The organism is Neorhizobium sp. 2083 (assembly GCF_031455615.1).
Taxonomy (GTDB): domain Bacteria; phylum Pseudomonadota; class Alphaproteobacteria; order Rhizobiales; family Rhizobiaceae; genus Neorhizobium.
This window is the reverse complement of sequence record NZ_JAVDTC010000005.1, coordinates 388843-410869: the sequence shown is the minus strand read 5'-3', so window position 1 is coordinate 410869 and position 22027 is coordinate 388843. Positions and strand designations below refer to the sequence as shown.

19 protein-coding genes and 2 tRNA genes are annotated in these 22027 nt (G+C 62.2%); 15 read left to right on the top strand and 6 right to left on the bottom strand.

Annotated features, from left to right (window positions below):
• Positions 1-28: 28 nt before the first annotated feature.
• The 3 genes from J2X76_RS21300 (at position 29) to J2X76_RS21290 (ending at position 3642) form a co-directional block, all read left to right on the top strand.
• Positions 29-1594: an ABC transporter substrate-binding protein gene (locus J2X76_RS21300; RefSeq protein ID WP_310219287.1), complete on the top strand. Its 1566-nt coding sequence runs from the start codon at positions 29-31 to the stop codon at positions 1592-1594.
• Positions 1595-1813: 219 nt separating this feature from the next.
• Positions 1814-2734 (top strand): ABC transporter permease, encoded by a 921-nt coding sequence (locus J2X76_RS21295; protein WP_405030071.1) that lies wholly within the window; start codon positions 1814-1816, stop codon positions 2732-2734.
• On the top strand, positions 2731-3642 hold the full coding sequence (locus J2X76_RS21290) for an ABC transporter permease (RefSeq protein ID WP_310219285.1): 912 nt from the start codon (positions 2731-2733) through the stop codon (positions 3640-3642). Before J2X76_RS21295 ends, J2X76_RS21290 begins: the two co-directional genes overlap by 4 nt.
• A gap of 198 nt (positions 3643-3840) precedes the next feature.
• Here J2X76_RS21290 and J2X76_RS21285 read toward each other — a convergent pair whose 3' ends face one another.
• Positions 3841-5442: an ABC transporter substrate-binding protein gene (locus J2X76_RS21285; RefSeq protein WP_310219284.1), complete on the bottom strand. Its 1602-nt coding sequence runs from the start codon at positions 5440-5442 to the stop codon at positions 3841-3843.
• A 326-nt stretch (positions 5443-5768) separates the two neighbouring features.
• Between J2X76_RS21285 and J2X76_RS21280 the strand changes: the two genes are divergently transcribed.
• The 3 genes from J2X76_RS21280 (at position 5769) to J2X76_RS21270 (ending at position 9637) form a co-directional block, all read left to right on the top strand.
• Complete coding sequence (locus J2X76_RS21280) at positions 5769-7397, top strand: GMC family oxidoreductase N-terminal domain-containing protein (RefSeq protein ID WP_310219282.1); 1629 nt, start codon at positions 5769-5771, stop codon at positions 7395-7397.
• A gap of 78 nt (positions 7398-7475) precedes the next feature.
• The gene (locus J2X76_RS21275) at positions 7476-8528 is read left to right on the top strand and encodes an amidohydrolase family protein (protein WP_310219280.1); all 1053 of its coding nucleotides are present in this window, start codon (positions 7476-7478) and stop codon (positions 8526-8528) included.
• A 5-nt stretch (positions 8529-8533) separates the two neighbouring features.
• Entirely contained in the window at positions 8534-9637 is a 1104-nt protein-coding gene (locus tag J2X76_RS21270) for an amidohydrolase family protein (protein ID WP_310219279.1), read from the top strand.
• A 136-nt stretch (positions 9638-9773) separates the two neighbouring features.
• On the opposite strand, the gene J2X76_RS21265 is transcribed toward J2X76_RS21270, so the two are convergent.
• Positions 9774-9848 (bottom strand) — tRNA-Asn (locus J2X76_RS21265).
• A 191-nt stretch (positions 9849-10039) separates the two neighbouring features.
• On the opposite strand from J2X76_RS21265, the gene J2X76_RS21260 reads away from it, so the two are divergent.
• Positions 10040-10294, top strand: coding sequence for a hypothetical protein (locus tag J2X76_RS21260; RefSeq protein ID WP_310219387.1), 255 nt, complete (start codon positions 10040-10042; stop codon positions 10292-10294).
• Positions 10295-10306: 12 nt separating this feature from the next.
• On the opposite strand, the gene J2X76_RS21255 is transcribed toward J2X76_RS21260, so the two are convergent.
• Entirely contained in the window at positions 10307-10963 is a 657-nt protein-coding gene (locus tag J2X76_RS21255) for an exopolysaccharide biosynthesis protein (RefSeq protein ID WP_310219277.1), read from the bottom strand.
• A gap of 393 nt (positions 10964-11356) precedes the next feature.
• Here J2X76_RS21255 and J2X76_RS21250 point away from each other — a divergent pair, with 393 nt between their 5' ends.
• Complete coding sequence (locus J2X76_RS21250; RefSeq protein ID WP_310219275.1) at positions 11357-11641, top strand: hypothetical protein; 285 nt, start codon at positions 11357-11359, stop codon at positions 11639-11641.
• Positions 11642-11958: 317 nt separating this feature from the next.
• Here J2X76_RS21250 and J2X76_RS21245 read toward each other — a convergent pair whose 3' ends face one another.
• A complete protein-coding gene (locus J2X76_RS21245) occupies positions 11959-12309 on the bottom strand; it encodes a DUF982 domain-containing protein (RefSeq protein WP_162732299.1) in 351 nt (116 codons plus the stop codon).
• Between the two features lie 189 nt (positions 12310-12498).
• On the opposite strand from J2X76_RS21245, the gene J2X76_RS21240 reads away from it, so the two are divergent.
• The 7 genes from J2X76_RS21240 to exoR all read left to right on the top strand — a co-directional run bounded on the left by J2X76_RS21240 (position 12499) and on the right by exoR (position 20692).
• Positions 12499-12572 (top strand) — tRNA-Cys (locus J2X76_RS21240).
• Between the two features lie 173 nt (positions 12573-12745).
• Positions 12746-12943, top strand: coding sequence for a hypothetical protein (locus tag J2X76_RS21235; protein ID WP_113128855.1), 198 nt, complete (start codon positions 12746-12748; stop codon positions 12941-12943).
• A gap of 164 nt (positions 12944-13107) precedes the next feature.
• Positions 13108-13761 carry a protein-L-isoaspartate O-methyltransferase gene (locus tag J2X76_RS21230; RefSeq protein WP_310219274.1) on the top strand — a complete coding sequence of 218 codons (654 nt, stop codon included), beginning with the start codon at positions 13108-13110 and terminating at the stop codon, positions 13759-13761.
• 272 nt (positions 13762-14033) lie between these two features.
• Positions 14034-14915 (top strand): DUF2497 domain-containing protein, encoded by an 882-nt coding sequence (locus tag J2X76_RS21225; protein ID WP_310219272.1) that lies wholly within the window; start codon positions 14034-14036, stop codon positions 14913-14915.
• A 119-nt stretch (positions 14916-15034) separates the two neighbouring features.
• Complete coding sequence (locus tag J2X76_RS21220; RefSeq protein WP_310219270.1) at positions 15035-17866, top strand: valine--tRNA ligase; 2832 nt, start codon at positions 15035-15037, stop codon at positions 17864-17866.
• A 361-nt stretch (positions 17867-18227) separates the two neighbouring features.
• The gene (locus tag J2X76_RS21215) at positions 18228-19382 is read left to right on the top strand and encodes an outer membrane protein transport protein (RefSeq protein ID WP_310219268.1); all 1155 of its coding nucleotides are present in this window, start codon (positions 18228-18230) and stop codon (positions 19380-19382) included.
• A 515-nt stretch (positions 19383-19897) separates the two neighbouring features.
• On the top strand, positions 19898-20692 hold the full coding sequence (gene exoR / locus J2X76_RS21210) for an exopolysaccharide production regulator ExoR (RefSeq protein ID WP_113128860.1): 795 nt from the start codon (positions 19898-19900) through the stop codon (positions 20690-20692).
• Between the two features lie 42 nt (positions 20693-20734).
• On the opposite strand, the gene xth is transcribed toward exoR, so the two are convergent.
• On the bottom strand, positions 20735-21538 hold the full coding sequence (xth, locus tag J2X76_RS21205) for an exodeoxyribonuclease III (protein ID WP_113128861.1): 804 nt from the start codon (positions 21536-21538) through the stop codon (positions 20735-20737).
• A gap of 84 nt (positions 21539-21622) precedes the next feature.
• On the bottom strand, positions 21623-21952 hold the full coding sequence (erpA, locus tag J2X76_RS21200) for an iron-sulfur cluster insertion protein ErpA (protein WP_113128862.1): 330 nt from the start codon (positions 21950-21952) through the stop codon (positions 21623-21625).
• Positions 21953-22027 lie beyond the last annotated feature (75 nt).

Here is a 22027-nt window from a genome sequence, read left to right as displayed (position 1 = left end):
GGCCGGTCATGATCAAGGAGGAGAAGACGTGACCATAAATCCATTTGCAAAGATACCGGATCTCACCCGTCGCTCGCTGCTGGCCGGAACTGCCGCTGCCGGTGGCCTCGCCCTCTTGCCGGCGATGGCGCGCGCTCAGGCGCCGCAGCCGAGATCGGGCGGCACCCTGAGGGCCGTCATGCCGTTCAATCCGGCGGCGCTCGACCCGCTGACGGGCCGTAACAATCCCGATTTCAACGCCCTTCTCCTGATGTTCGACGCCTTGATCGGCTTCGATCCGCAGACGCTCGAACTGCAGCCGATGCTGGCGACCTCGTGGAAATTCACCGACCCCACCACACTGGTTCTGGAGCTGCGCCAGGGCGTCGAGTTCCATGACGGCACGCCGTTCAACGCCGAAGCGGTGGTCTTCCACCTGCAGCGCTGCATGACCTACGAGCGCTCGAACGTGAAGTCGGACCTTGCGGTCGTCAGCAAGGTCGAGGCGACGGGTCCCCATCAGGTCTCCATCAAGCTGAAATATCCGGACGCCACCTTGCCCGCCATCCTCACCGACCGCGCCGGCCTCATCGTGTCGCCCGCTTCGGTCAAGGCCGCGGCCGGCGGCAATGTCGATCGCGCGCCCGTCGGCACCGGGCCGTTCAAGTTCGTCGAATGGCAGGACAACGCGCTCATCAAGGTCGTCAAGAACGCCAACTACTGGGGCGACAAGCCCTATCTCGACGGCGTCGACATGCGCATCGTCAACGAGTTCAACACGGCCGTGCGCACGGTGACAGCCGGTGAATCCGATATCGTCCTCAACATGAGCGCGCAGCAGATGGCCGTGGCCAAGCGCGATCCGAAGCTGGTCGCCGAAGCGACGCCGTCGATGATCTACTACACGGCCTTCCTGAATTACGGCGAGGGGCCGCTGGCGGATGTTCGCGTCCGCCAGGCCATGAACTGGGCGCTCGACCGCCCGGTGCTCAACCAGGTCCTGTGGGGCGGCCTCGGCGGCGGGCATTGCAGCATGTTCCCGTCGGGCTTCTGGGCCAATGATCCCGCCACCGAGAACTTCTACAAGCTGGACCTCGACCGCGCCAAGTCGCTGCTGAAGGCGGCCGGTTTCGCAAACGGCATCGAGATCGCCACCTTCACCTGGGCCGACCAGGCGGCGGTGCAGCGCCAGGAAGTGCTCGGCGCGCAGCTTGCCGAAGCCGGCATCCGGCTGAAGGTCACGCCGGCGCAGCCGGCCCAGACGATGCAGTACTTCCTCACCGAGAAAAAGGGTCAGATGCTGATGACCCCGACCGGTGGTCTTCCGGATCCGGCAACGGCCTACGACCGTCAGTTCTCGGCGACTGCCTATCGCAACGCGGCCAAGATCGAGCTGCCGGGCTACCGGGAACTGATGGATGCGTCGATGAACACGTTCGACAACGCCAAGCGCAAGGACGTGCTCTTCAAGATGCAGCGTTTCGTGCTGGAAAACGCGCTGCACCTGCCGCAGTTCTCGTCCGCGGGCATCATCATCCGCACGCCGAAGGTGCACGGCTTCAATTTCAGCCTGCTGCAGCGCCCCCGCTTCCACAAGGTGTGGATGGAGGCCTGACGCGCAGGCGATGCGATTGCCCGATGCGACCGGCGCATCGGGGAAACGCCCGGAAACCGGAGCGGGGCGGATTTGCCCGTCTCGCTTCCATCGCATCGGACGGCAGTGCTTCTGCGCGTCCGGTGTTCCCGCGCAGGCCATCGAAACGGCCGGCGTCAATTGCGGATTGACGGAGTATCAATGATGTACGGCGTCCCCGGGATGGTTGCGCAAAGGCTCATGCAGCTCGTGCCCGTGATGATCGTGGCCACGTTCGTGGTGTTTTCGCTGGTCTACATGATGCCCGGCGACCCGGCCATGATGATCGCGGGCGACTATGCGACGGCGGAACGCATCGCGGAAATCCGCCATATCTACGGATTCGACCGGCCGATGCTGGTGCAATATTTCTTCTGGCTGGGAAATGCCGTGCAGGGCGATCTCGGCCATTCGCTGTTCTCCAACGAATCGGTCCTGCGGCTGATCCTCGCACGTCTGCCGCATACGGTTCTGCTGGTTCTCTACGCGCTGGTTCTCGGTGCGGTATTTGGCATTCCACTTGGCATTCTCGCCGCCACGCGCCAGGGCACGACGCTCGACAAGGTCATCACCAGTATTGCCTCGCTCGGTGTCGCGGTGCCCAGTTTCTGGCTCGGCATCATCCTTGTGACGCTGTTTTCGCTCGGCTATCGCTGGTTCCCGGCAACCGGCGCGGTATCCGTCTTCGAAAAACCGCTGGAGTCGATTTATTATGCGACCCTTCCGGCGATAGCGCTTTCGACCAGTGTGGTCGCGGTTCTGGCAAGGCAGGTGCGCAGCGCGCTGCTCGAGGTGCTCGGCTCGCAATATATCCGCACGCTGCGCGCCAAGGGGCTCAGCTCGGGGGCCATCCTGTGGAAGCACGGGCTTCGCAATGTGGCGGCGACGATGCTGACCATTGCCGGCCTGCAGGTGAACCGGCTGTTTTCCAGCGCCGTGATCATCGAGGCGGTCTTCGCCATTCCCGGCGTCGGTAACCTGATCAGCTATTCGGCGCTCAACAAGGACTTCCCGGTCGTGCAGGGCGTGGCGCTCGTGCTTGTTCTGGTGGTCATCCTCACCAATCTCCTGGTCGACGTGCTCAACGCGACTTTCGATCCCAGAGTGGCGGCCTCCGCATGACCGATACCAACATGACCAGTATGACCCGAACCGCTGCCGCCCCCGCAGCCAGAGCGACCCTGCCGCCGCCCGTCCGCTTCCGCTTCTGGGCCTGGCTGTGGGGCGATAAACGCGCGCTGATCAGCCTTGCCTATCTCTCCATTCTGATCCTGGCGGCGGTCTTCGCGCCGGTGATCGCGCCCTATGCGCCCAACAAGCAGAACCTGATGGACCTTCTGGCGCCGCCGAGCGGCGCGCATTGGCTCGGCACAGACGATCTGGGCCGCGACACGCTGAGCCGGCTGATCTACGGCTCCTACAATGCGCTTTATGCCGCAAGCCTTGCCGTCGGCATCGGCGTGGCGATCGGCGTGCCGCTCGGCGTCTTCATCGGCTTCGTCGGCGGCTGGATCGATCAGGTCGGCAGCCGCATCATCGACGGCGTGCTGGCCTTTCCGCCGCTGGTGCTCGCCGTCGCCGTCACCGGCGCGCTCGGCATCGGCCTCACCAATGCGATGATCGCCGTCGGTTTCGCCTTCGCGCCGGTGCTTGCCCGCACGATGCGGGCCCAGACGCTGGTGGTGAAGAACGCGCTTTATGTCGAGGCCGCTACCGGTTTCGGAGCCTCGCGCCTGCACCTCATCCTGCGCCATATCCTGCCCAATGCGATCCAGCCGGTGATCGTCGAGGTGACGCTGATGCTCGCCGTCGCGCTCCTTGCGGAAGCCGGATTGAGCTTCCTGTCGCTCGGCGTCCAGCCGCCCGAGTCGAGCTGGGGCGGCATGCTGGCGCGCGCCTACCACTATGTCGAGGTGGCGCCGGAGCAGATGTATGCGCCCGGTTTCGCCATCCTGTTCACCGCGCTCGCCTTCAACACGCTCGGCGAATCGATCCGCGTGCTCCTCGATCCGACCATCAAGAGGAGGTAAGGGGCGGGTTTCGCAACGTATATGAAAAGGCCCGGCTGGAAGGTCGGGCCTTTCGTTTCGTCATGCTAGTCCTCGGGTTTAACCCGAGGATGTCCCGAGCATCCATCCACGCCTAATGCGTGACGATGTAGTCAGATCCTCGGGACAAGCCCGAGGATGAGGGCGGTGGGGCTGGCGGCAGGCCGCAGGGTATCGGTCTCAAGCGGTCTGGTCGAGCCAGACGCGATGGAACCGCGGCGAATGCAGCCGGTCGTACCGGAAATCCTTGACCTTCTTGTTGCGGATCGACATGGCGGCCGAGGTCACCAGTGGCAGGTGCAGCGCCTGCTCGACGACGAAGCGCTGGAGTGCGGCAAAGGCCTCCTTGCGTTTGCCGGCATCGGCCGAGGTGCCGGTCGCGTCCAGCAGCTTGCGGAACTGTGGATCTTCCACCTTGCCGGCGTTGAACTGGCCGGTCGCGCCGAACAGACGCTCATAGGTCTGGCTCGGATCGAGCCAGCCGCCTTGCGGATTGAGGATCATCGCGCCCTTGCCTTCGATATAGAAGGCCTGGTTCACCACCTGGGGCGGCGAGGGGGTGACCTTGAGGCGAATGCCGACCTGCGAAAGCTGTTCGCCGACCACTTCGAGGCGCTGGACGGACGTCTGGTCCGGCCAGCTCCAGGTCTCGACTTCCAGCCCCTTCGGATAGCCGGCGTCGGCCAGCAGCTTGCGCGCCTTGTCCGGATCGTGCTGGTAGAACTGCGCCGTCCCGGCATCCACGGCCCAGAAATCCTTGGGGAACATGGTCGAGGTCGGCTCGCCGAGGCCGAGCATCAGAACCTGGTTCAGTTCGGTGCGGTTGATCGCGTAGTTCATCGCCTGCCGCACCCGGATGTCGTTGAGCGGCGGTTTGGCGAAATTCATCATCAGGGTGAAGAAGATCATCGAAGGATTGGCTTCGGCGGTGAGATCCTGCACCCGGCGGGCGGTGGCGATCTGCTGCGCGGCCATGTTGAGCGCAAGATCGGTCTCGCCGGCGGTGACCGTGCGGGCGGCCGTGTTCAGCTCGTTGATGATGCGGAAGTTGATGCCGTCGAGATAGGGCAGGCCTGCCTGCCAGTAGTTCGGGTTCTTCTCGACGCGGATCAGGTCGTTGTCGCGCCATTCGGCGAACTTGAACGGGCCGGTGCCGACCGGATTGCGATCGACATTGCCGTCGGCGGCCGCCTTGATGGAAGCGGGCGAGACGATGCAGCCGACACGGCCGGTCAGGATGGTCGGCAGCGAATAGTTCGGCTGCTTGAGCTTGATCGTCACCTGGCTCGGGCTTGTGACCGCAACCGACGCGACGGAAACCAGGTCCGACTTCACGTTGGAGCGTGGGTCGCTCATGAAACGATCCAGATTGAACTTCACGGCCTCGGCGTTGAACGGCGTGCCGTCATGGAATTTCACGCCGTCGATAAGGTTGAGCACCAGCGTCGTCGGGTCGGCGAAGGTCCAGTCCTTGGCAAGCATCGGCTTGAGTTCGAGCGTCGCGGGGTCGAAGGCGATCAGTGCGTCGAACAGCGCGTAGAGCGCGTTGAAGTCCGGCACGTTGCGGCCGGTCATCGGGTCGAGTGCGGCCGGGTTGAACGGCATGGCGATACGCAGCGTGCCGCCCGGTTTGGGCGTCGATGCCTGAGCGGACACTTGCGCGAACATCGACCTGGGCAACAGCGTTGCGCCTCCCAGCACCGCGCCCGATGCCAGAAACGTTCTTCGGTTGATCCTGCTGTCATGGATGACGGACGGCACGCCGCCCTTCGTCTTGCTCATCTCTGGGCTCCTCCCCAATGAAACAAACTGATGAAACAACTCCGCCGACAGGCTTGGCAATGCATACATCGAAACCGCGATTCGGCTTCCTCCTCCCGAATTGCGGCAACCTGCCGTGGGGAAAGCCTACAGCAGGAGGATGCCGATGTATACTTTTGCATTCGGTTTTGCAGCAAATGACTTCCTTCCGGCGGGGCCATGTGCCATGGTTGTATGGGAGGCTGCGATGGCGTGGCCGCTCTGTCCTTTGCTCTTTCGGCGCCTGGTCCGGCGCCGCAACCGCGAGGTACGTGGCGGTGCCGGTTGCGGAAAGTGGAGGAGAGACCATGGGTGCGTTCGAGCATTCCCGTATCTACGACTACGTCATCGTGGGCGGCGGTACGGCAGGCTGCGTTCTGGCAAACCGGCTGTCGGCGGATCCGACGGTCGAGGTGCTGATGATCGAGGGCGGCGGCGAGGGGCGGGGCTTCTATGTCGACATGCCGCTGGGTCTCGCCTATCTCATCGGCAGGCCGCGCTATGACTGGCTGTACAAGGGCGAACCTGAGCCCTATCTCAACGGACGCCAGCTCGCCCTGCCGCGTGGAAAGATGCTCGGAGGCAGTTCCGCGATCAATGGCCTGATCTACGTGCGCGGCCATGCCTACGACTACGACCAGTGGGCGCAGCTCGGCAATCGCGGCTGGTCCTGGGAAAGCGTGCTGCCCTATTTCAAGCGCTCCGAAGCCTTCCATCGCGCCGATTCCGAGGCGCATGGCACGGATGGCGAATGGGCGGTCTCCGATCCCAATGTGCGATGGGAGGCTCTGGAGGCCTATCGCCAGGCGGCGATCGAGCAGGGCATTCCCGCTGCGAGCGACTACAATTCCGGCGACAATGAAGGTGTGGCCTTCTTCGTCGCCACCATCCGGAACGGTATCCGCCACTCGACCGCCCGGGCCTTTCTGGAGCCTGTCCGCAACCGCCGCAATCTGACCGTCGTCACCGGCGCTCTCGTCGATCGCGTCATCTTCGAGGGCAGGCGGGCTAATGGCGTCGTCTTCAGCCTCGATGGCCAGAATCACGAGGCGAAGGCGGGGAGGGAAGTCATCCTGTCCGCCGGGGCCTACAGTTCGCCGGCCATTCTCGAACGCTCCGGCGTCGGCGCGCCGGACGTTCTGGCCGCGGCCGGGATCGACGTACTGCATGCATTGCCGGGTGTCGGCGAAAACCTGCAGGACCACTGGCATATCCGGGTGCAGCACCGCCTTCGCAATACCCATACGCTCAATACCCGCGCCGGCACGAGGCTTGGCCGGATGCTGCTCGGCATGCAGTATCTTGCGACGAAACGGGGACCGCTCGGCGGTTCGCCGACCCTGCTTGGCGCCTTCCTCAAGGCGACGCCGGATGCGCCGGCGCCGGAAATCCAGATCCATGTTTCCGGCTCCACCTCGCCGAGTTTCGGCGGCGCCATGCATCCGTTCCCCGGCATCACCTCGTCGGCCTGCATCCTCAGGCCGGAAAGCCGTGGCCATTGCCATGTCGGGGCGAGCGATCCTTCCGCCCAGCCGCGCATCCTGCACAATTTCCTGAAAGAGGAAGCGGACCGGGAGATCCTGATACGGTCGATCGAGGCGGTCCGGCGCATTGCCGCGAGCCCCGCCATGGCGCGGTTCGAGCCGGAGGAGATCGCGCCGACTGCCGCTGTGCAGTCGCATGACGACATGCTCGACTATGCGCGCCGCACCCTCAACACGACTTTCCATCCGGTCGGCACCTGCAAAATGGGTCGCGACCGCATGGCGGTGGTCGACGATCGGCTGCGGGTCCACGGCCTTGCCGGCCTGCGCGTCGTCGATGCCTCGATCATGCCGACCATCGTTTCCGGCAACACCCAGGCCCCGACCGTGATGATCGCGGAAAAGGCGGCGGATTTCATCCGCGAGGAAAAGATGGGGGTCGAGGCGGCATGAGGCCGGCAAGGAAGGACGTCGCAAGGCAGGCGCCTAAGCATAATTCATCGATCAACAATGAGCGAGACGTTTACGACAATGGCTAGATTCGAAACCGCCGGGGCGATCGATTGCGACGTCCATCCGCCGACACCGCGTCGCGCCGATCTCATCCCCTATCTCGACGACTACTGGCAGGAGATCGTCACCTCGCGCGAAGTCGATGCGCTTGAACTGATGGGCTATCCCGAGCGCACGCGCCCCTATATGCGGCCCGGCTGGGAATGGACCGGTGATCCGCTCGCGCAGATGCAGAAGAACCTGCTCGACCCGCTCGGGCTCGAAGGCGCCATCCTCAACGTGGTTTCCGGCGCCCACGCCCTGTTCGATCCCTATCTCGCAGCCGCCATATGCCGCGCCACCAACGACTGGCTCGCCGACAAGTGGCTGAGCCGCGACAACCGGCTGAGGGCGTCGATGCTGGTGCCGTTCCAGAACGTCGAGGCGGCGGTCGAGGAGATCGAGCGCCGCGCCGACGACAAACGTTTCGTGCAGGTCCTGACGCTTGCGATGACCGAGCTTCCGCTCGGCCGCCGCACCTACTGGCCGATCTATGAGGCCGCCGAGAAACACGGCCTGCCGATCGGCATCCACGCCGGATCGAATTTCCGCCATGCGCCGAGCCACAGCGGCTTCCATTCCTTCCTGATCGAGGACCACGTGGTGCAGCCGCAGGGCTTCTCCACCCAGGTCGCCAGCCTGATTTCCGAAGGCGTGTTCGTCAAATATCCGAAGCTGAAGGCTGTCATGATCGAATCCGGCGTCACCTGGATGCCGGCGCTGATGTGGCGCATGAGCAAGGACTGGCGCGGTACCCGCATCGAGGTGCCGTGGGTCAAGGACGCGCCGGCCGACATCATCCGCCGGCACATCCGCATGACGTCGCAGCCCTTCGACGGGCCGGACGACGTCGAGGATGTCGCCAAGACGCTCGACCACCTGCTCAGCGATGATATGCTGCTGTTTTCCTCGGACTATCCGCACTGGCATTTCGAGGGGCTGGACGTGCTGCCCGAAGGCCTGCCGGAAGCCAGGGTGAACAAAATCCTGCGCGACAACGTTCTCGCTACCTATCCGAGATTTGGAGGCTGATCCCCATGGAAACCCCAGTACTCGAACGCAGCCAGGAAAAAGCCCAGACACAGGGTGTCGTCGATTGCGATGTGCATCCGGCTTTCTCCCGGCCGGACCAGTTGTTCGACTATCTGCCCGAACGCTGGAAAAAACACGTGAAGGATTATGCCTTGCGCACGGCAAACCCTCTGCTCGGCACGCTGCCCTATCCGCGCATGACGCCCGGCAACGGCATGCGCCGCGATTCCTGGCCGCCGAACGGCGGCCCGCCGGCGTCGGACCTTGCCTTCCTGCGGCAACAGCTGCTCGACGAGTGCAATATCGATTACGGCATCCTGCAGCCGCTCGCAGCCGGCAGCGTCGCCTTCAACCAGGAGCTCGGTGCAGCGCTGTGTGCGGCCCTAAACGACTGGCAGATCGACAAGTTTGCCGGGCCGGAACCACGCCTGAAGGCATCCATCTGCATCTCCCAGGAGGATGCGAAGGACGCGGTCGCCGAGATCGAGCGGCGTGTCACCGACCGCCGCTTCGTGCAGATCGCCATGCCGCCGCGCACGCTGGAGCCCTGCGGCCGCCGTCGCTACTGGCCGATCTACGAGGCGGCCGAGCATTACGGCCTGCCGATCGGCCTGCATACCAGCGCCTTCGGCTACCGCCCGAATACGCCGTCCGGCTGGAGCTCGTTTTACCTGGAGGAGCACTACGCAGCCTCCAACAGCCTCCAGACGGTGCTCTCCAGCATGATCCTCGAAGGCGTGTTCGAACAGTTCCCGAAGCTGAAGATCGTGCTGGTCGAGGGCGGCTTTTCATGGCTGCCGTCGCTGGTCTGGCGGCTCGACCGGGAATGGAAGCGCATGCGCGACGAGGTTCCGCATGTGAAGCGCAAGCCGTCGGAATATGTGCGCGAGAATTTCTGGTACACGACCCAGCCGATCGAGGAGCCGGAGAACAACCGCCATCTGCTCGATATCCTGCGCTGGATCGGCACCGACCGGCTGATGTTCTCCACCGACTACCCGCACTGGGATTTCGACGACCCGCGCTTCGCCTTCAAAGTGCCGCTGACGCCGGCCGAACGCGCCGCCATCTTCCGCGACAACGCGGTGGCATTGTTCGGCCTGAAGTAAACACGGCCTCGGCCGCTCTCGACATCATGAAGCAGATCTCGCCGCCCGGGCACCGGGCGGCGGCGTGAAGGGACGTGGAGGTTTTGCGCGAGCCTGAAACGACAAAAGCGCGCCGTCAGGCGCGCTTTTGCAAAACTGGCTCCCCGGGCCGGATTCGAACCGGCGACCTGTCGATTAACAGTCGAATGCTCTACCGCTGAGCTACCAGGGATCATCCGCGAAGGGCCGCGGCGTGTGCGGCGGGTAATACAAATGCTTTGCCGTTTTGCCAAGCGGTTTTTACAAAAAAATCCAACTTGATTGTTTTATCCCCGGTAAAGCCCCATTTCCCGGGCAAAGACAGGCTTTAACCGATGAGGATAATCGAGCGTGGCAGGCGAAAGTAAGCCGAAGCGATTTGGAATGGACCCGCAGAGCGGCAAGCTGATGCTCGGCGGCGTGGAGATTCCCATGCCGCGCTCGCGGATCGGCCGCGTCATTGTCGGTCTTGTCCTGATTCTGGGCGGCTTGCTCGGCTTCCTGCCGATTCTCGGCTTCTGGATGCTGCCGCTCGGCTTTCTGGTCCTCTCCCACGATCTGCCCTTCGTCCGGCGTCAGCGGCGCCGTATCGCGCTCTGGTGGGCAAGGCGGCGGTCGCGCAAGGCCGAGCAGCGTTAGGGCAGGCCCGGTTCAGGCGAACATCGAAGCGATTCCCTGGCCGGCGCTGAACGCCGCGTAGGCGAGCACGCCGAAATAGATCACCGTGACCACGTTGAAGAGGTAGCCGCCGAGCACGATCAACCCGTCGCGCTGGATCATGCCTGTCGACAGAAGCAGGATGGCGATCCCCGGCAGCGTGTTGGAAAAGGGCACGAGGCCCAGCGGAAACATCAGGAGCACGCCGCCCGCTGCAATCGCCAGGCCGTTGACCCGGTTGATGAGCCGCCCATTGGTCAGGGTAAGGATCCGCGGCTTCAGGAACCGGTCGAGGCGCGATACGATGCCCGCGCCCTTTTCCAGCGCCGGCAGCAGTTTCTGCGTATCGAGTTCCCGGTCGAGGATTTTCTTCGGCAGCCAGGGCAGGCGGTTGGCGGTGATCGCCAGGCTGATCAGGATGATCGCCGCACCGAACACGGTGCTGACGCCGGGGATCGACACGGGCAGGAGGAAGGGCAGGGAGGCAACGGCGCAGATGAGCAGAAGACCCTGTTCGCCCACCGCGTCCATCAACTGGCGCAGCGTCACCGATTGCCCCTTGATGCCGTCGATGAGCTGGCGCAGCGTGCCGCTCAGTGAAGTTGAGGTATCGTCGAATTCGATGCTTGCGCTCACTCTTCGTCTCTCCATTCCGCTTCAAACGGCGGCATGGATAACAACAAACCGTGGCCTCGCAAAGGCGCGAACCACAACCTGCCGGAAACGTGAACGCCCGGCGTTTCATGCAAAATCAAAGGGCTACGCTGTCCGTTATCGGGACTGCGCCCAGTAGTCGTAAGCTCCGCAGGCCAGTACGATCAGCAGGATCGCCAGCACGACGGGATTGAGCGTGGTGATGAATTCCAGATATTGCATGCCGGTCTCCTCTTCCCGCATGTTCGCCGCCCGGTGCTCCCCCACCCGGCAACCACGCCATTCTAGCATGGTCGCCCCGCCGCGGCCACGTGGCATTTTCCGAGCGACTCTGGCGCACGCCGTCCCGAATCACTAGGATTGCTCCCGGGATTGAAGACGAGGGTGAACATGGGTTTGAGAGTGATCGAGGGTGGGCTTGCTGCCCGCGTGGCGAAGCCTGCCGATCTGGCGGACGGTCAGATGCCCAGCCGCGAAGACGTGCTTTTGGAAGCCGAACGGCGGATAAGGTCCACAGGATACGAGACCTGGCGCAATCGCGAAACGCTCACCGGCGCGCCGGTGCCGCGCGAAATCCGCTATCTGGCCATGCAGATCGGTTACGCCGCCGACGCGATCGGCAGACTGGCCGATATCCCGGCCGATTTTCGTTCCGATTTCTATTGGCCAGCGTGAGCGTCGCCGGTTTATCGGCAGGGCTCTAGAATAGGGCCATGAACAGATGGCCTACATAAAGGATGCTGGAAAGCGAACCAACGGTTGCGCACGCCGCTACGGCGTCAGAGACACTGAGTTTCATACCGATCATCGCCGTCATGGCGATCCTTCTCATAAGGATAAAAGACGACAACATCGCCGTCGCCTACAGTCCTAGGGAGAATCCTTTAACAAACGGCCTGATAAGAAAGCTTAACAAACCCTTTATCCGGGCGCCCGCCGCCTTCCGGCTCCGCCACATGGCGGAACCCGGCCTGCATATAAAAGGATAGGGATCAGTTCAGCATCTTTGCTTCGATGCTGGCGAGAACGAAGGTTTCTCGCACGTTTTCCAGGGGGAGCTTGCGCTGCAGGCAGGCGGCGCATTCCTTCAAGGCCTTGATATAATAGGTGCCTTCGCGCACCGGCCAACGCCAGTTCAGATATTCGAGGGCTTCTTTCGGCCCGCGGATCGTTTCGGGGAAACCGTATCCAACGCGTACTCTGACCGGCGAACTCCACACGGCATCATTTGCTTCAGTTACGTTACTCGTCATGTTCACACCTTGCATTGCGGCACAAACAACTCCCTCCAGGGATATTGGTTCCGCAATTTTTGGTGAATTTTTTATGAAGCCGATCGGCACGACACTTCGGCACCCATTCCGGCCCACTTTTTCGAACGTCGGCGCCGGGCGCGGATGTGGATATCGGCCAGCCGGTAACCGCGTTTTTCATCTCGTGCAGAAAAAAATGACAATCGGGCCAAACCCGCTTGCACCGTTATTCGATTCGTTCTAAACGCCCGATACCACTCGCTCTTTATGCGTTCGGATGGCCTCGTGGCGGAGTGGTGACGCAGAGGACTGCAAATCCTTGCACCCGAGTTCGATTCTCGGCGAGGCCTCCACTCTCCCCCTATCTCCTGCCCCTGTTCCTCAAATCCAATCGTGCTTTGATACCAAGCATTTACCACGCATTTTTGTGTGCGCTGCAACATGGTTAATTTTTAACCTTCTCCTCCTAGGCTTGGAACGGAAAGGCCCGCTCAACGATTATTGGGTGGAACGGAGGGAAGGCGTCATGATCACCAGGATAATCAACGTACACCGCCAGGCGGCCAACGAGGTCGATGGTACCGGCACATTCGCCGACGGCATGTTTCCGCTGACCTCCGGCGAACAGTTGGCTTTCGACAAGGACCACGGCCTGCGCTCCTCCTATGGCCGGGATTATCTCACCATCCGCAAGCTCGAAGAAGCGCCGCCGGCTTTTGCCTGAACGCGAAGACGCGCATGGGGAGCGATCCCTCCGCGCTTTTTTGGTTCGGAACCGGACGCTGTCTTGAAAGCATGTCTTGAAAGCATGTCTTGGCGTCAGTAAGACGGTCATGCATCAGCCGGCGCATCGCCGGTGATTTGGGCCGGGTAATTGGAACGACTGAGATGATGGATTTCGAAGCAGCACGGGCAAAGATGGTCGAAAATCAGATCCGCACCACCGACGTCACGTCGCATTCGGTTCTGCGGGCCTTCTACAATGTTCCGCGCGAAGCTTTCGTGCCGGCCAAGGCAAAGTCGCTCGCCTATATCGACACGGATATCGAAGTGGCCGACGGCCGCTATCTGATGGAGGCTTCGCCGCTGGCCAAGCTTCTCCAGCTTGCGGCGATCACCAAGGATGACGTCGTGCTCGAAATCGGCACCGGCTGCGGTTACGCGACGGCGGTCCTGTCGCTGATTGCCGGCTCCGTGGTTTCGCTCGAAGCGGACGAGGCGCTGGCTGCGCAGGCAACCGGAACGCTTTCGGCGCTCGGTTACGACAATGTCGCAGTCGTTGCCGGCGAGCTCGAGCAGGGCTACGCCGCAGAGGCCCCCTATGATCTGGTCTTCATCAATGGCGCCGTCGAGGAAGTGCCCTCCGCTCTTCTCGAGCAGCTGCGCGACGGCGGTCGGCTGGTCGCTGTCGTCGGTTATGGCAATGCCGCCCAGGCGAAGGTGCTGGTGAAGGAGCAGGGCGCGGTATCCGAGAGCGCCTATTTCAACGCCTCGGTAAAGCCGCTGCCCGGCTTCCGCAAGGCGAAGGAATTCGTGTTCTGACCGGGGCTATAACGGACGGATTGCCATGAACGGGAAGGGGCCTTACGGCCCCTTTGTCGTTTCTGTCGCCGCTGCCGGTTTCTTTTCACGCTGGTGTCACCGGTTTCGGGCAAGTGTGACTTACGGGATTCACAACGCCAACAAAACTGTGTATCGGTAGGAAGCCTGGGGCACTTGTCATTGTTTCCAGCCCCCCCAACACCTTAGAGTAACGACGATTCGGTTCACCCTCCACGGGGCCGATTCGAGTGCCGGTAACAGCGGGGATGAAAATGGCTCAGCCAAATGTAGCGCGTGAACCCTCCATGGAAGAAATCTTGGCGTCCATTCGCCGGATCATTGAAAGCAATGAGCCGAACGCCGAGAACGTGCTCAACGGCCAGCTGCCCCCGGTTTATGCCGAGGACGAAATCGAAGACGGCGAGGAGCCGGGCTTTGTTCCCGAAATGGCTGCCAATGACCGCGGCGCGCCATTGCGCAACGAGCCGATGAACTACCCGTCCGGCCCCTCGGGCCAGCCGGATCGCACCCTGTCGCTCGCCGATGTCGCCGCACGGGTCCGTGCCGCGTCGGCCCGCCAGCAGGAAACCGGCACCGTGCGCCTTGCCACCGCTTCGACCGCACCGACACCAGCCCCTTCCGCACAGGCCTCGTCGTCGCCCGCGCCTGCGGCACGCCAGGAACAGCCGGCTCCGCTTCGTCCCCAGATGCCGGAATTTCGCGAGCCTGTTGCTCAGGCCATGCAGGCTGCTCCGGTTCCGCAGCCCGCGGCGCCGCAGCCCGAACCTGCCCCGCGCGTGATGATGCCGGTCTTCGACCCGCCGCTGTCTGCTCCGGTGAGAGCAGAAGCGCCGGTCCGTCCGGAGCCGAAGATTGAACCGAAGCTCGCAGCGGAACCGGCTCCGCGCAGCCTGCCCGCCAAGATCGAGGAGACCGCGAACCTTCTCTCCGCCGAAGCCGGCGCCCAGGTCGCGAAATCCTTCAGCGAACTCGCCTCGGTATTCAACGGCATGGAACGCCGTTCGCTGGAAGACATGGCCGGCGACATGCTGCGCCCGATGTTGCAGGAATGGCTGGACGACAACCTGCCGACGCTGGTCGAGCGCCTGGTGCGCGAGGAAATCGAGCGCGTGTCCCGCGGCACCCGCCGCTGATCCGTTTAGAGCTCGACCAAGACGGCCGCTCCGGTGACGGGGCGGCTTTTTTATTGACTTGGAACACCCCATCCTATTTACACCCCGATAGCTCCCCAAGAACAAAAACGGGTCAGGAAATGCTCGAAAAGACCTATGATTCCGCAGAAGTAGAACCGAGGATCGCCAAGGCCTGGGACGAGGCCGATGCTTTCCGCGCCGGCGCCAATGCCAAGCCGGGGGCGGAAGCCTTCACGATCGTCATCCCGCCGCCGAACGTGACCGGTTCGCTGCACATGGGCCACGCGCTCAACAACACGCTGCAGGACATCATGATCCGCTTCGAGCGGATGCGCGGCAAGGACGTGCTGTGGCAGCCGGGCATGGACCATGCGGGCATCGCCACCCAGATGGTCGTCGAGCGCCAGTTGATGGAGCGCCAGCTTCCGGGCCGCCGCGAAATGGGCCGCGAGGCCTTCGTCGACAAGGTCTGGGAGTGGAAGGCCGAATCCGGCGGCCTGATCTTCAACCAGCTGAAGCGCCTCGGCGCCTCCTGCGACTGGTCGCGCGAGCGTTTCACCATGGACGAGGGGCTTTCGGCCGCCGTCCTGGAAGTTTTCGTCACGCTCTACAAGCAGGGCCTGATCTACAAGGACAAGCGCCTCGTCAACTGGGACCCGAAGCTGCTGACGGCGATCTCCGATCTCGAAGTCGAGCAGCACGAAGTCAACGGCAATCTCTGGCATTTCCGCTATCCGCTGGAAGAAGGCGTCACCTACCAGTATCCGGTCGCCTTTGACGAAGACGGCAATGCGACCGAATTCGAGACGCGCGATTATATCGTCGTCGCGACCACCCGTCCCGAAACCATGCTCGGCGATACCGGCATCGCCGTGAACCCCGAGGATGATCGCTACAAGGCGATCGTCGGCAAGCACGTCATCCTGCCGATCGTCGGCCGCAGGGTCCCGATCGTCGCGGACGGCTATGCCGATCCGACGGCCGGCACCGGTGCGGTCAAGATCACGCCCGCGCACGACTTCAACGATTTTGAAGTCGGCAAGCGGGCCGGGCTGCGCGCCATCAACGTCATGAATATCGACGGGACGATCACCATCAAGGACAACGAGGATTTCCTCGAAGGGCTCGATCATCCAGCCGCGCTTCACGGCGCCTGGGACCGGCTCGAAGGCCAGGACCGTTTCACCGCCCGCAAGATCGTCGTCGAGATCTTCGAGGAAGCCGGCCTGCTCGACAAGATCGAGCCGCACAAGCACATGGTTCCGCATGGAGACCGAGGCGGCGTGCCGATCGAGCCGCGGCTGACCGAACAGTGGTATGTCGACGCCCATACGCTGGCGCAGCCCGCGATCGCTTCCGTCAAGGAAGGGCGCACGAAGTTCGTGCCGAAGAACTGGGACAAGACCTATTTCGAATGGATGGAGAATATCCAGCCCTGGTGCATTTCCCGCCAGCTCTGGTGGGGACACCAGATTCCGGCCTGGTACGGCCCGGACGGCCAGGTTTTTGTCGAAAAGACCGAGGAAGAGGCGCTGCAGGCCGCCATCCAGCATTACTTGTCGCACGAGGGCCCGATGAAGGCCCTGGTTGAAGATCTCCTGGAGAATTTCAAGCCGGGCGAGATCCTGACCCGCGACGAGGACGTGCTCGACACCTGGTTCTCGTCGGCGCTCTGGCCGTTCTCGACGCTCGGCTGGCCTGATCAGACGCGGGAGCTCGAAAAATATTATCCGACCAGCGTGCTGGTCACCGGTTTCGACATCATCTTCTTCTGGGTTGCCCGCATGATGATGATGGGCCTTCACTTCATGAAGGACGAGGATGGCAACCCGGTCGAGCCGTTCCACACCGTCTATGTCCACGCCCTGGTGCGCGACAAGAACGGTCAGAAGATGTCGAAGTCGAAGGGCAACGTCATCGATCCGCTCGACCTGATCGACGAATACGGTGCCGACGCCCTGCGTTTCACGCTGGCGATCATGGCCGCCCAGGGGCGCGACGTGAAGCTCGATCCGGCCCGCATCGCCGGTTATCGCAATTTCGGCACCAAGCTCTGGAACGCCACCCGCTTTGCCGAGATGAACGGCGTCAAGCGCGATCCGGCTTTCGTGCCGGAGGCGACGAAGCTCACCGTCAATCGCTGGATCCTCACGGAGCTTTCCGAGACGATCCGCGACGTGACGGAGGCGATCGAGACGCAGCGGTTCAATGAGGCAGCGGGTTCGCTCTATCGCTTCGTCTGGAACCAGGTCTGCGACTGGTATCTGGAACTCCTGAAGCCGATCTTCGCGAGCGAGGACGAGAACGCCAAGGCGGAAGCCCAGGCCTGTGCGGCCTACGTGCTGGAAGAGACATACAAGCTTCTCCATCCGTTCATGCCGTTTATGACGGAAGAACTCTGGGCCCATACCGAAACGCGCGACGGCCTGCTTTGCCATGCCGAATGGCCGGCGCCGGAATTCGCAGACCAGGCCGCCGCAGCAGAGATCAACTGGCTGGTCGACCTCGTCACCGGTCTGCGTTCGGCCCGCGCCGAGATGAACGTGCCGCCATCGGCGGTCGCGCCGCTGATCGTCGTCGGCGCCAACGATCTGACCCAGGCGCGTCTGCGCCGCCACGAGGCCGCCATCCGCAGGCTTGCGCGTGTGGAAACCATCGAGCTCGCCGACTCGGCCCCCAAGGGATCCGCCCAGATCGTCGTCGGCGAGGCCACCGTCTGCCTGCCGCTCGGCAACCTGATCGATCTCGTCGCCGAGAAGGCGCGTATCGAGAAGGCCGTCGGCAAGACCGAGGCGGAGATGGACCGCATCGGCAAGAAGTTGGCGAACGACAAGTTCGTTGCCAATGCCGATCCCGAAGTCGTTGCGGCCGAGCGCGAACGCTTCGCCGAGCTGGAAGTCCAGATGGCGAACCTGAGGACCGCCCTGCAGCGCATCAGCGAAGCCGGCTGACCTCTTCGCCGTGGATCAGTGCGACAAGGCGCCGCGCCCGGAAACAGGCGCGGCGCTTGACTTTCCGCAACCTTTTGTCGGTGAAGCTTCCTTGTGTGCAATTGCTCACTTGTAGAAAGCCCCATTGTTGCCACTTTGACACAGGTGGCCGGCCTAAAATAATAAAATTCCAATTTTAACGACCGTATTAGGGGTCCAGGAGTAGTTTTGTGCCGAAATGCGCGCGCAGCCCCCGGTTCCTCGTTTGCTTACGTAAATCCGCGAGACGTTTGCGCCGCGAAGCGCCCGGCAGCCGAAAGTTGTCAATTAGGGCGAACCATCTAGAGTGATTTCGGTCACTTACCAGGGAGTGGGAGAATTTATGGTAAGCAAGTTTATTACGAGGGGCCTCCTAGCTCTTACCGCAGCGGGCCTTGGGCAAACTCAAGCCCATGCAGGTGGTTTTTCGTGGGGCGAGGCTAGTACAGACATTCTCTACGAGCGCGGTAACGCCGCTGTTCAGGCTGGCGTCATCTACGTGAACCCGCGTCGCCAATTCGACACGATCAATGGCGCAAGTTCTTCCGACGATCCGTTTTCGCAGGACTATGCGATTCCCAACGTTGCTGCGATGGGCCGTATCTCAGATGCGCTTGCGTGTGCGTTCACGTATACCAAGCCTTACGGTGGCGATTCGGAATACGGTCCTCAAGCCAGGGCTGCCGATGCGGCCGCCGGCCTGCCAGCCAGCTCGAACTATTATTTTGGCAAGAAATTCCATGCCAACGAATATGGCGCCACTTGCGATGTCAGCTTCGAAATGGGCAAGGGGCGGTTGCACTTCCTCGGTGGCGGCTTCATGCAGGATTTCACCTATGAGGCAAAATCCTTTTACGGAACGCTGAGGCTTGATGACGATTCCGCCTTTGGCTATCGGTTTGGCATCGGTTACGACATTCCCGAATATGCGCTGCGGGCGCAGTTGATGTACCGGTCGGAGATCGAGCATAAGGCTGACGGCGATTTTACACCGGCTGCATTGGCTGGTTTGCTCGGGACGGCGCCGGTAGCGGCCGATGGCCACGGGACCCTGCCGCAATCTTTGAAACTCAGCCTGCAGAGCGGCGTCGCTCCCGGGTGGCTGGTCTACGGCTCGGTAGAATGGACGGATTGGAGCGTGCTTAAGACGCTCGACTATAATATCGCCGGCCTGCCGCCGCAGCAGGACATCTATAATTGGAAGGACGGCTGGACCATCGTTGGCGGTGTCGGCCATCAATTTACAGAAAAGGTGGCGGGCACCATCAATGTTCGCTGGGACAAGGGCGTCGGCAACGGCGCCGATATCATGACTGACACCTGGTCGGTCGGCGCCGGCGCGGCCATCGATTGCGGGCCGGGTCAGCTTCGTGTTGGTGGTGGCGTAAGCTATCTCACTTCAGGCAGCCAATCGACCGCGAAGGGTGCAAACTTCAATGCAACGGCCGATGGCGACTGGGCTTACGCGCTGACCGCGAGCTATACCATCAAGTTCTAAAAAACGAGACGAAGAGCGGCGCCGGCTGCGGATAGCTTGACTATCCTGGCCGGCGCCGATTTTTCGTCGGCGGGGAGTTTCTTGAATCTTCGTCGGCCTCGAAATCCAAATTTTGACCATCGATCTTGTGACGATTTAGCAACACTTTTTCGAGACTATTGTCCTGTGCCTTGAGAGGGGGATTTCTGTCCACTTCCCGCCACAAACGGGGAGCAGCGATAGAGGCAGAGCAGGCGCGAAACGCGGGGGCGGGGCGCGTATTTTGGAGTATCATGGGCGGGTTTCATTTTGAAAAGCCGGGCTTTTTGCGCTCAGGCGGACGGATTCGGATACCGTCCTGTCCTGCCGCAATCGTCGCGGTTACGGGTCCAAGTCTTGCCGAAAACGGCAGCTACAGTTTCGATCGTCTCTCGGGAGGAGCAGGCACGGGATATCCCCGGACGAACCATTTTCGGGCAGCGAGCCATGCTCGGGCTGCGGCGGTAAACCGCGCGCGGAGTGAAAGAAACTGAACCATGCCGAAGTCTGACATCGGATCCATGAGAGTATTGCTTCTTGGAGTGTCGCTCGCCTCGATTTTGGCGGGATCGGCAGCGGCCTTCGACATCAAATCCGGCGTGACGAAAGAGTCAGGCCCCTTCGATCTCTTCAAGTTCGGCTTCAAGGCCTATAAGAACGGGCAGAAGGAAGACGCGGTCGAAGCCTATCGCTATGCCGCTGAAAAGGGCCATACCGGCTCGCGCTGGGCGCTCGCCAATATGTATGCCTATGGCGACGGCGTCGCCAAGGACGATTTCGAGGCCTTCAAGATCTATAACGAGATCGCCGCGCAGGGTGTCGAGCCCGGTTCGGAAGATACCGGCTTCTTCGTCAACGCACTTCTGTCGCTCGCCAACTATTATCGCCGCGGCATTCCCGGCAGCCCGGTCAAGCCCGATCTGTCGCAGGCCCGCCAGCTCTATTTCCAGGCGGCATCCACATTCGGCGTGGCGGAAGCGCAGTTTCAGCTTGCCCGGATGATTCTTGCCGGCGAGGGCGGTACCGCCAATATCCAGCAGGCGAAGAAATGGCTGAACCAGGCCCGCAAGAGCGGCCATGCGGGCGCCATGTCGGTTTTCGGCAATGTCCTGTTCCAGGAAGGCCAGACGGTGCGGGGGCTCGCCTTCATGACGGCGGCGCTCGACAAGTGTGCCGCCAAGGAATGCATCTGGATGCAGCAATTGCAGGAACAGGCGTTTTCCGTCGTCGGCGAGGAGGATCGCCGCGGCGCGGTGGCCCTGTCGCAGGAATTCGCCCGAGGCGTGGAATAACCGACGCCTTGGGTTTGAACGCCGTCAGGCCCTTGCGGACGATCAGCCGAAATCGAAGATGCCGATGACCGGCACGTGGTCGGAAGGCTTTTCCCAGGCCCGAACGTGTTTCTCGATCGCCGTGGACTTCAGCCTGTCGGCGGCTTCTGCCGACAGCAGAAGGTGGTCGATGCGGATGCCGTTGTTCTTCTGCCAGGCGCCGGCCTGGTAATCCCAGAAGGAATAGAGTTTGGTCGCGTCGGTCGTGGCGCGCACCGCATCGACGAGACCGAGATTTTCGAGCCTGCGGAAGGCGGCGCGCGTCTGCGGCAGGAAGAGCGCGTCCGTCGCCCAGACGGCCGGATCGAAGCAGTCATGCGGCTCGGGAATGACGTTGTAGTCGCCCGCAAGGATAAGCGGTTCTTCAAGCAGAAGGCAGTTTTGCGCGTGCTGGCGCAGCCGCTCCATCCAGGCCAGCTTGTAGGGATATTTGACCGGGTCGTCCGCCGGGTTGCCGTTCGGCAGATAGATGGAGGCAACGCGAATCGCGCCGCCCGGAACGGAAAAGACGCCTTCGATGTAGCGGGACTGCTCGTCCATCTGTCCGTCCGGCCCTTCGCCCCCCGGCAGCCCGCGCATCACTTCGTCCGGCTTGCTCTTCGACAGCAATGCCACGCCGTTGAAACCTTTCTGGCCGTGGGTTTCGACGTGATAACCGAGCGCCTCGATCTCCAGCCGCGGAAAAGTCTCGTCGACGGACTTGATTTCCTGAAGGCAGACGATGTCCGGGGAAGAGTCGGTCAGCCATTGGCGCAGGTTGTCTATCCGCGCCTTGACGCCGTTGATGTTCCAGGTGGCGATCTTCATCGGCCATTGCCTCCCACTGTTCGCTTCCTCTTTTAGCGAAAGAGGAAGCGTTGGGAAGGGCGAAGTGTGCGCAAGAGAGCGTTATCAGATCGAGAAACTGGTGCCGCAGCCGCAGCTTGCCACCGCGTTCGGGTTCTTGATCTGGAAGGACTGGCCGAGCAGGTTGTCGACGAAGTCGATCTCCGAACCCGCCATATAGACGAGCGAGAGGCTGTCGATGAGCACCTTTGCGTCGCCATTGGCGATTACCACATCGTCGTCCTCAGGTGCTTCGGCGAGATCGAACTTGTAGGAAAAGCCGGAACAGCCGCCGCCTTCGACCGAGACACGAAGCGCCTGCTTGCCGGCTTCGTTGCCGACGATTTCGGCGATGCGCTTGGCCGCCGCATTCGAAAGAGTTACATTTGTTTCCATATTATCCGCCTCCTGCCGGGTTCAAGGCCCGGAGAGATTCCTGTCACCGGCATTGCGCACAGCTTTACTATAGGT

Coding starts and splice junctions, on each gene's coding strand:
- J2X76_RS21295 (WP_405030071.1), top strand. CDS start 1,814: ATGCAGCTCGTGCCCGTGATGATCGTGGCCACGTTCGTGGTGTTTTCG.
- J2X76_RS21290 (WP_310219285.1), top strand. CDS start 2,731: ATGACCGATACCAACATGACCAGTATGACCCGAACCGCTGCCGCCCCC.
- J2X76_RS21285 (WP_310219284.1), bottom strand. CDS start 5,442: ATGAGCAAGACGAAGGGCGGCGTGCCGTCCGTCATCCATGACAGCAGG.
- J2X76_RS21280 (WP_310219282.1), top strand. CDS start 5,769: ATGGGTGCGTTCGAGCATTCCCGTATCTACGACTACGTCATCGTGGGC.
- J2X76_RS21275 (WP_310219280.1), top strand. CDS start 7,476: ATGGCTAGATTCGAAACCGCCGGGGCGATCGATTGCGACGTCCATCCG.
- J2X76_RS21270 (WP_310219279.1), top strand. CDS start 8,534: ATGGAAACCCCAGTACTCGAACGCAGCCAGGAAAAAGCCCAGACACAG.
- J2X76_RS21260 (WP_310219387.1), top strand. CDS start 10,040: ATGGACCCGCAGAGCGGCAAGCTGATGCTCGGCGGCGTGGAGATTCCC.
- J2X76_RS21255 (WP_310219277.1), bottom strand. CDS start 10,963: ATGGAGAGACGAAGAGTGAGCGCAAGCATCGAATTCGACGATACCTCA.
- J2X76_RS21250 (WP_310219275.1), top strand. CDS start 11,357: ATGGGTTTGAGAGTGATCGAGGGTGGGCTTGCTGCCCGCGTGGCGAAG.
- J2X76_RS21235 (WP_113128855.1), top strand. CDS start 12,746: ATGATCACCAGGATAATCAACGTACACCGCCAGGCGGCCAACGAGGTC.
- J2X76_RS21230 (WP_310219274.1), top strand. CDS start 13,108: ATGATGGATTTCGAAGCAGCACGGGCAAAGATGGTCGAAAATCAGATC.
- J2X76_RS21225 (WP_310219272.1), top strand. CDS start 14,034: ATGGCTCAGCCAAATGTAGCGCGTGAACCCTCCATGGAAGAAATCTTG.
- J2X76_RS21220 (WP_310219270.1), top strand. CDS start 15,035: ATGCTCGAAAAGACCTATGATTCCGCAGAAGTAGAACCGAGGATCGCC.
- J2X76_RS21215 (WP_310219268.1), top strand. CDS start 18,228: ATGGTAAGCAAGTTTATTACGAGGGGCCTCCTAGCTCTTACCGCAGCG.
- exoR (WP_113128860.1), top strand. CDS start 19,898: ATGCCGAAGTCTGACATCGGATCCATGAGAGTATTGCTTCTTGGAGTG.
- xth (WP_113128861.1), bottom strand. CDS start 21,538: ATGAAGATCGCCACCTGGAACATCAACGGCGTCAAGGCGCGGATAGAC.
- erpA (WP_113128862.1), bottom strand. CDS start 21,952: ATGGAAACAAATGTAACTCTTTCGAATGCGGCGGCCAAGCGCATCGCC.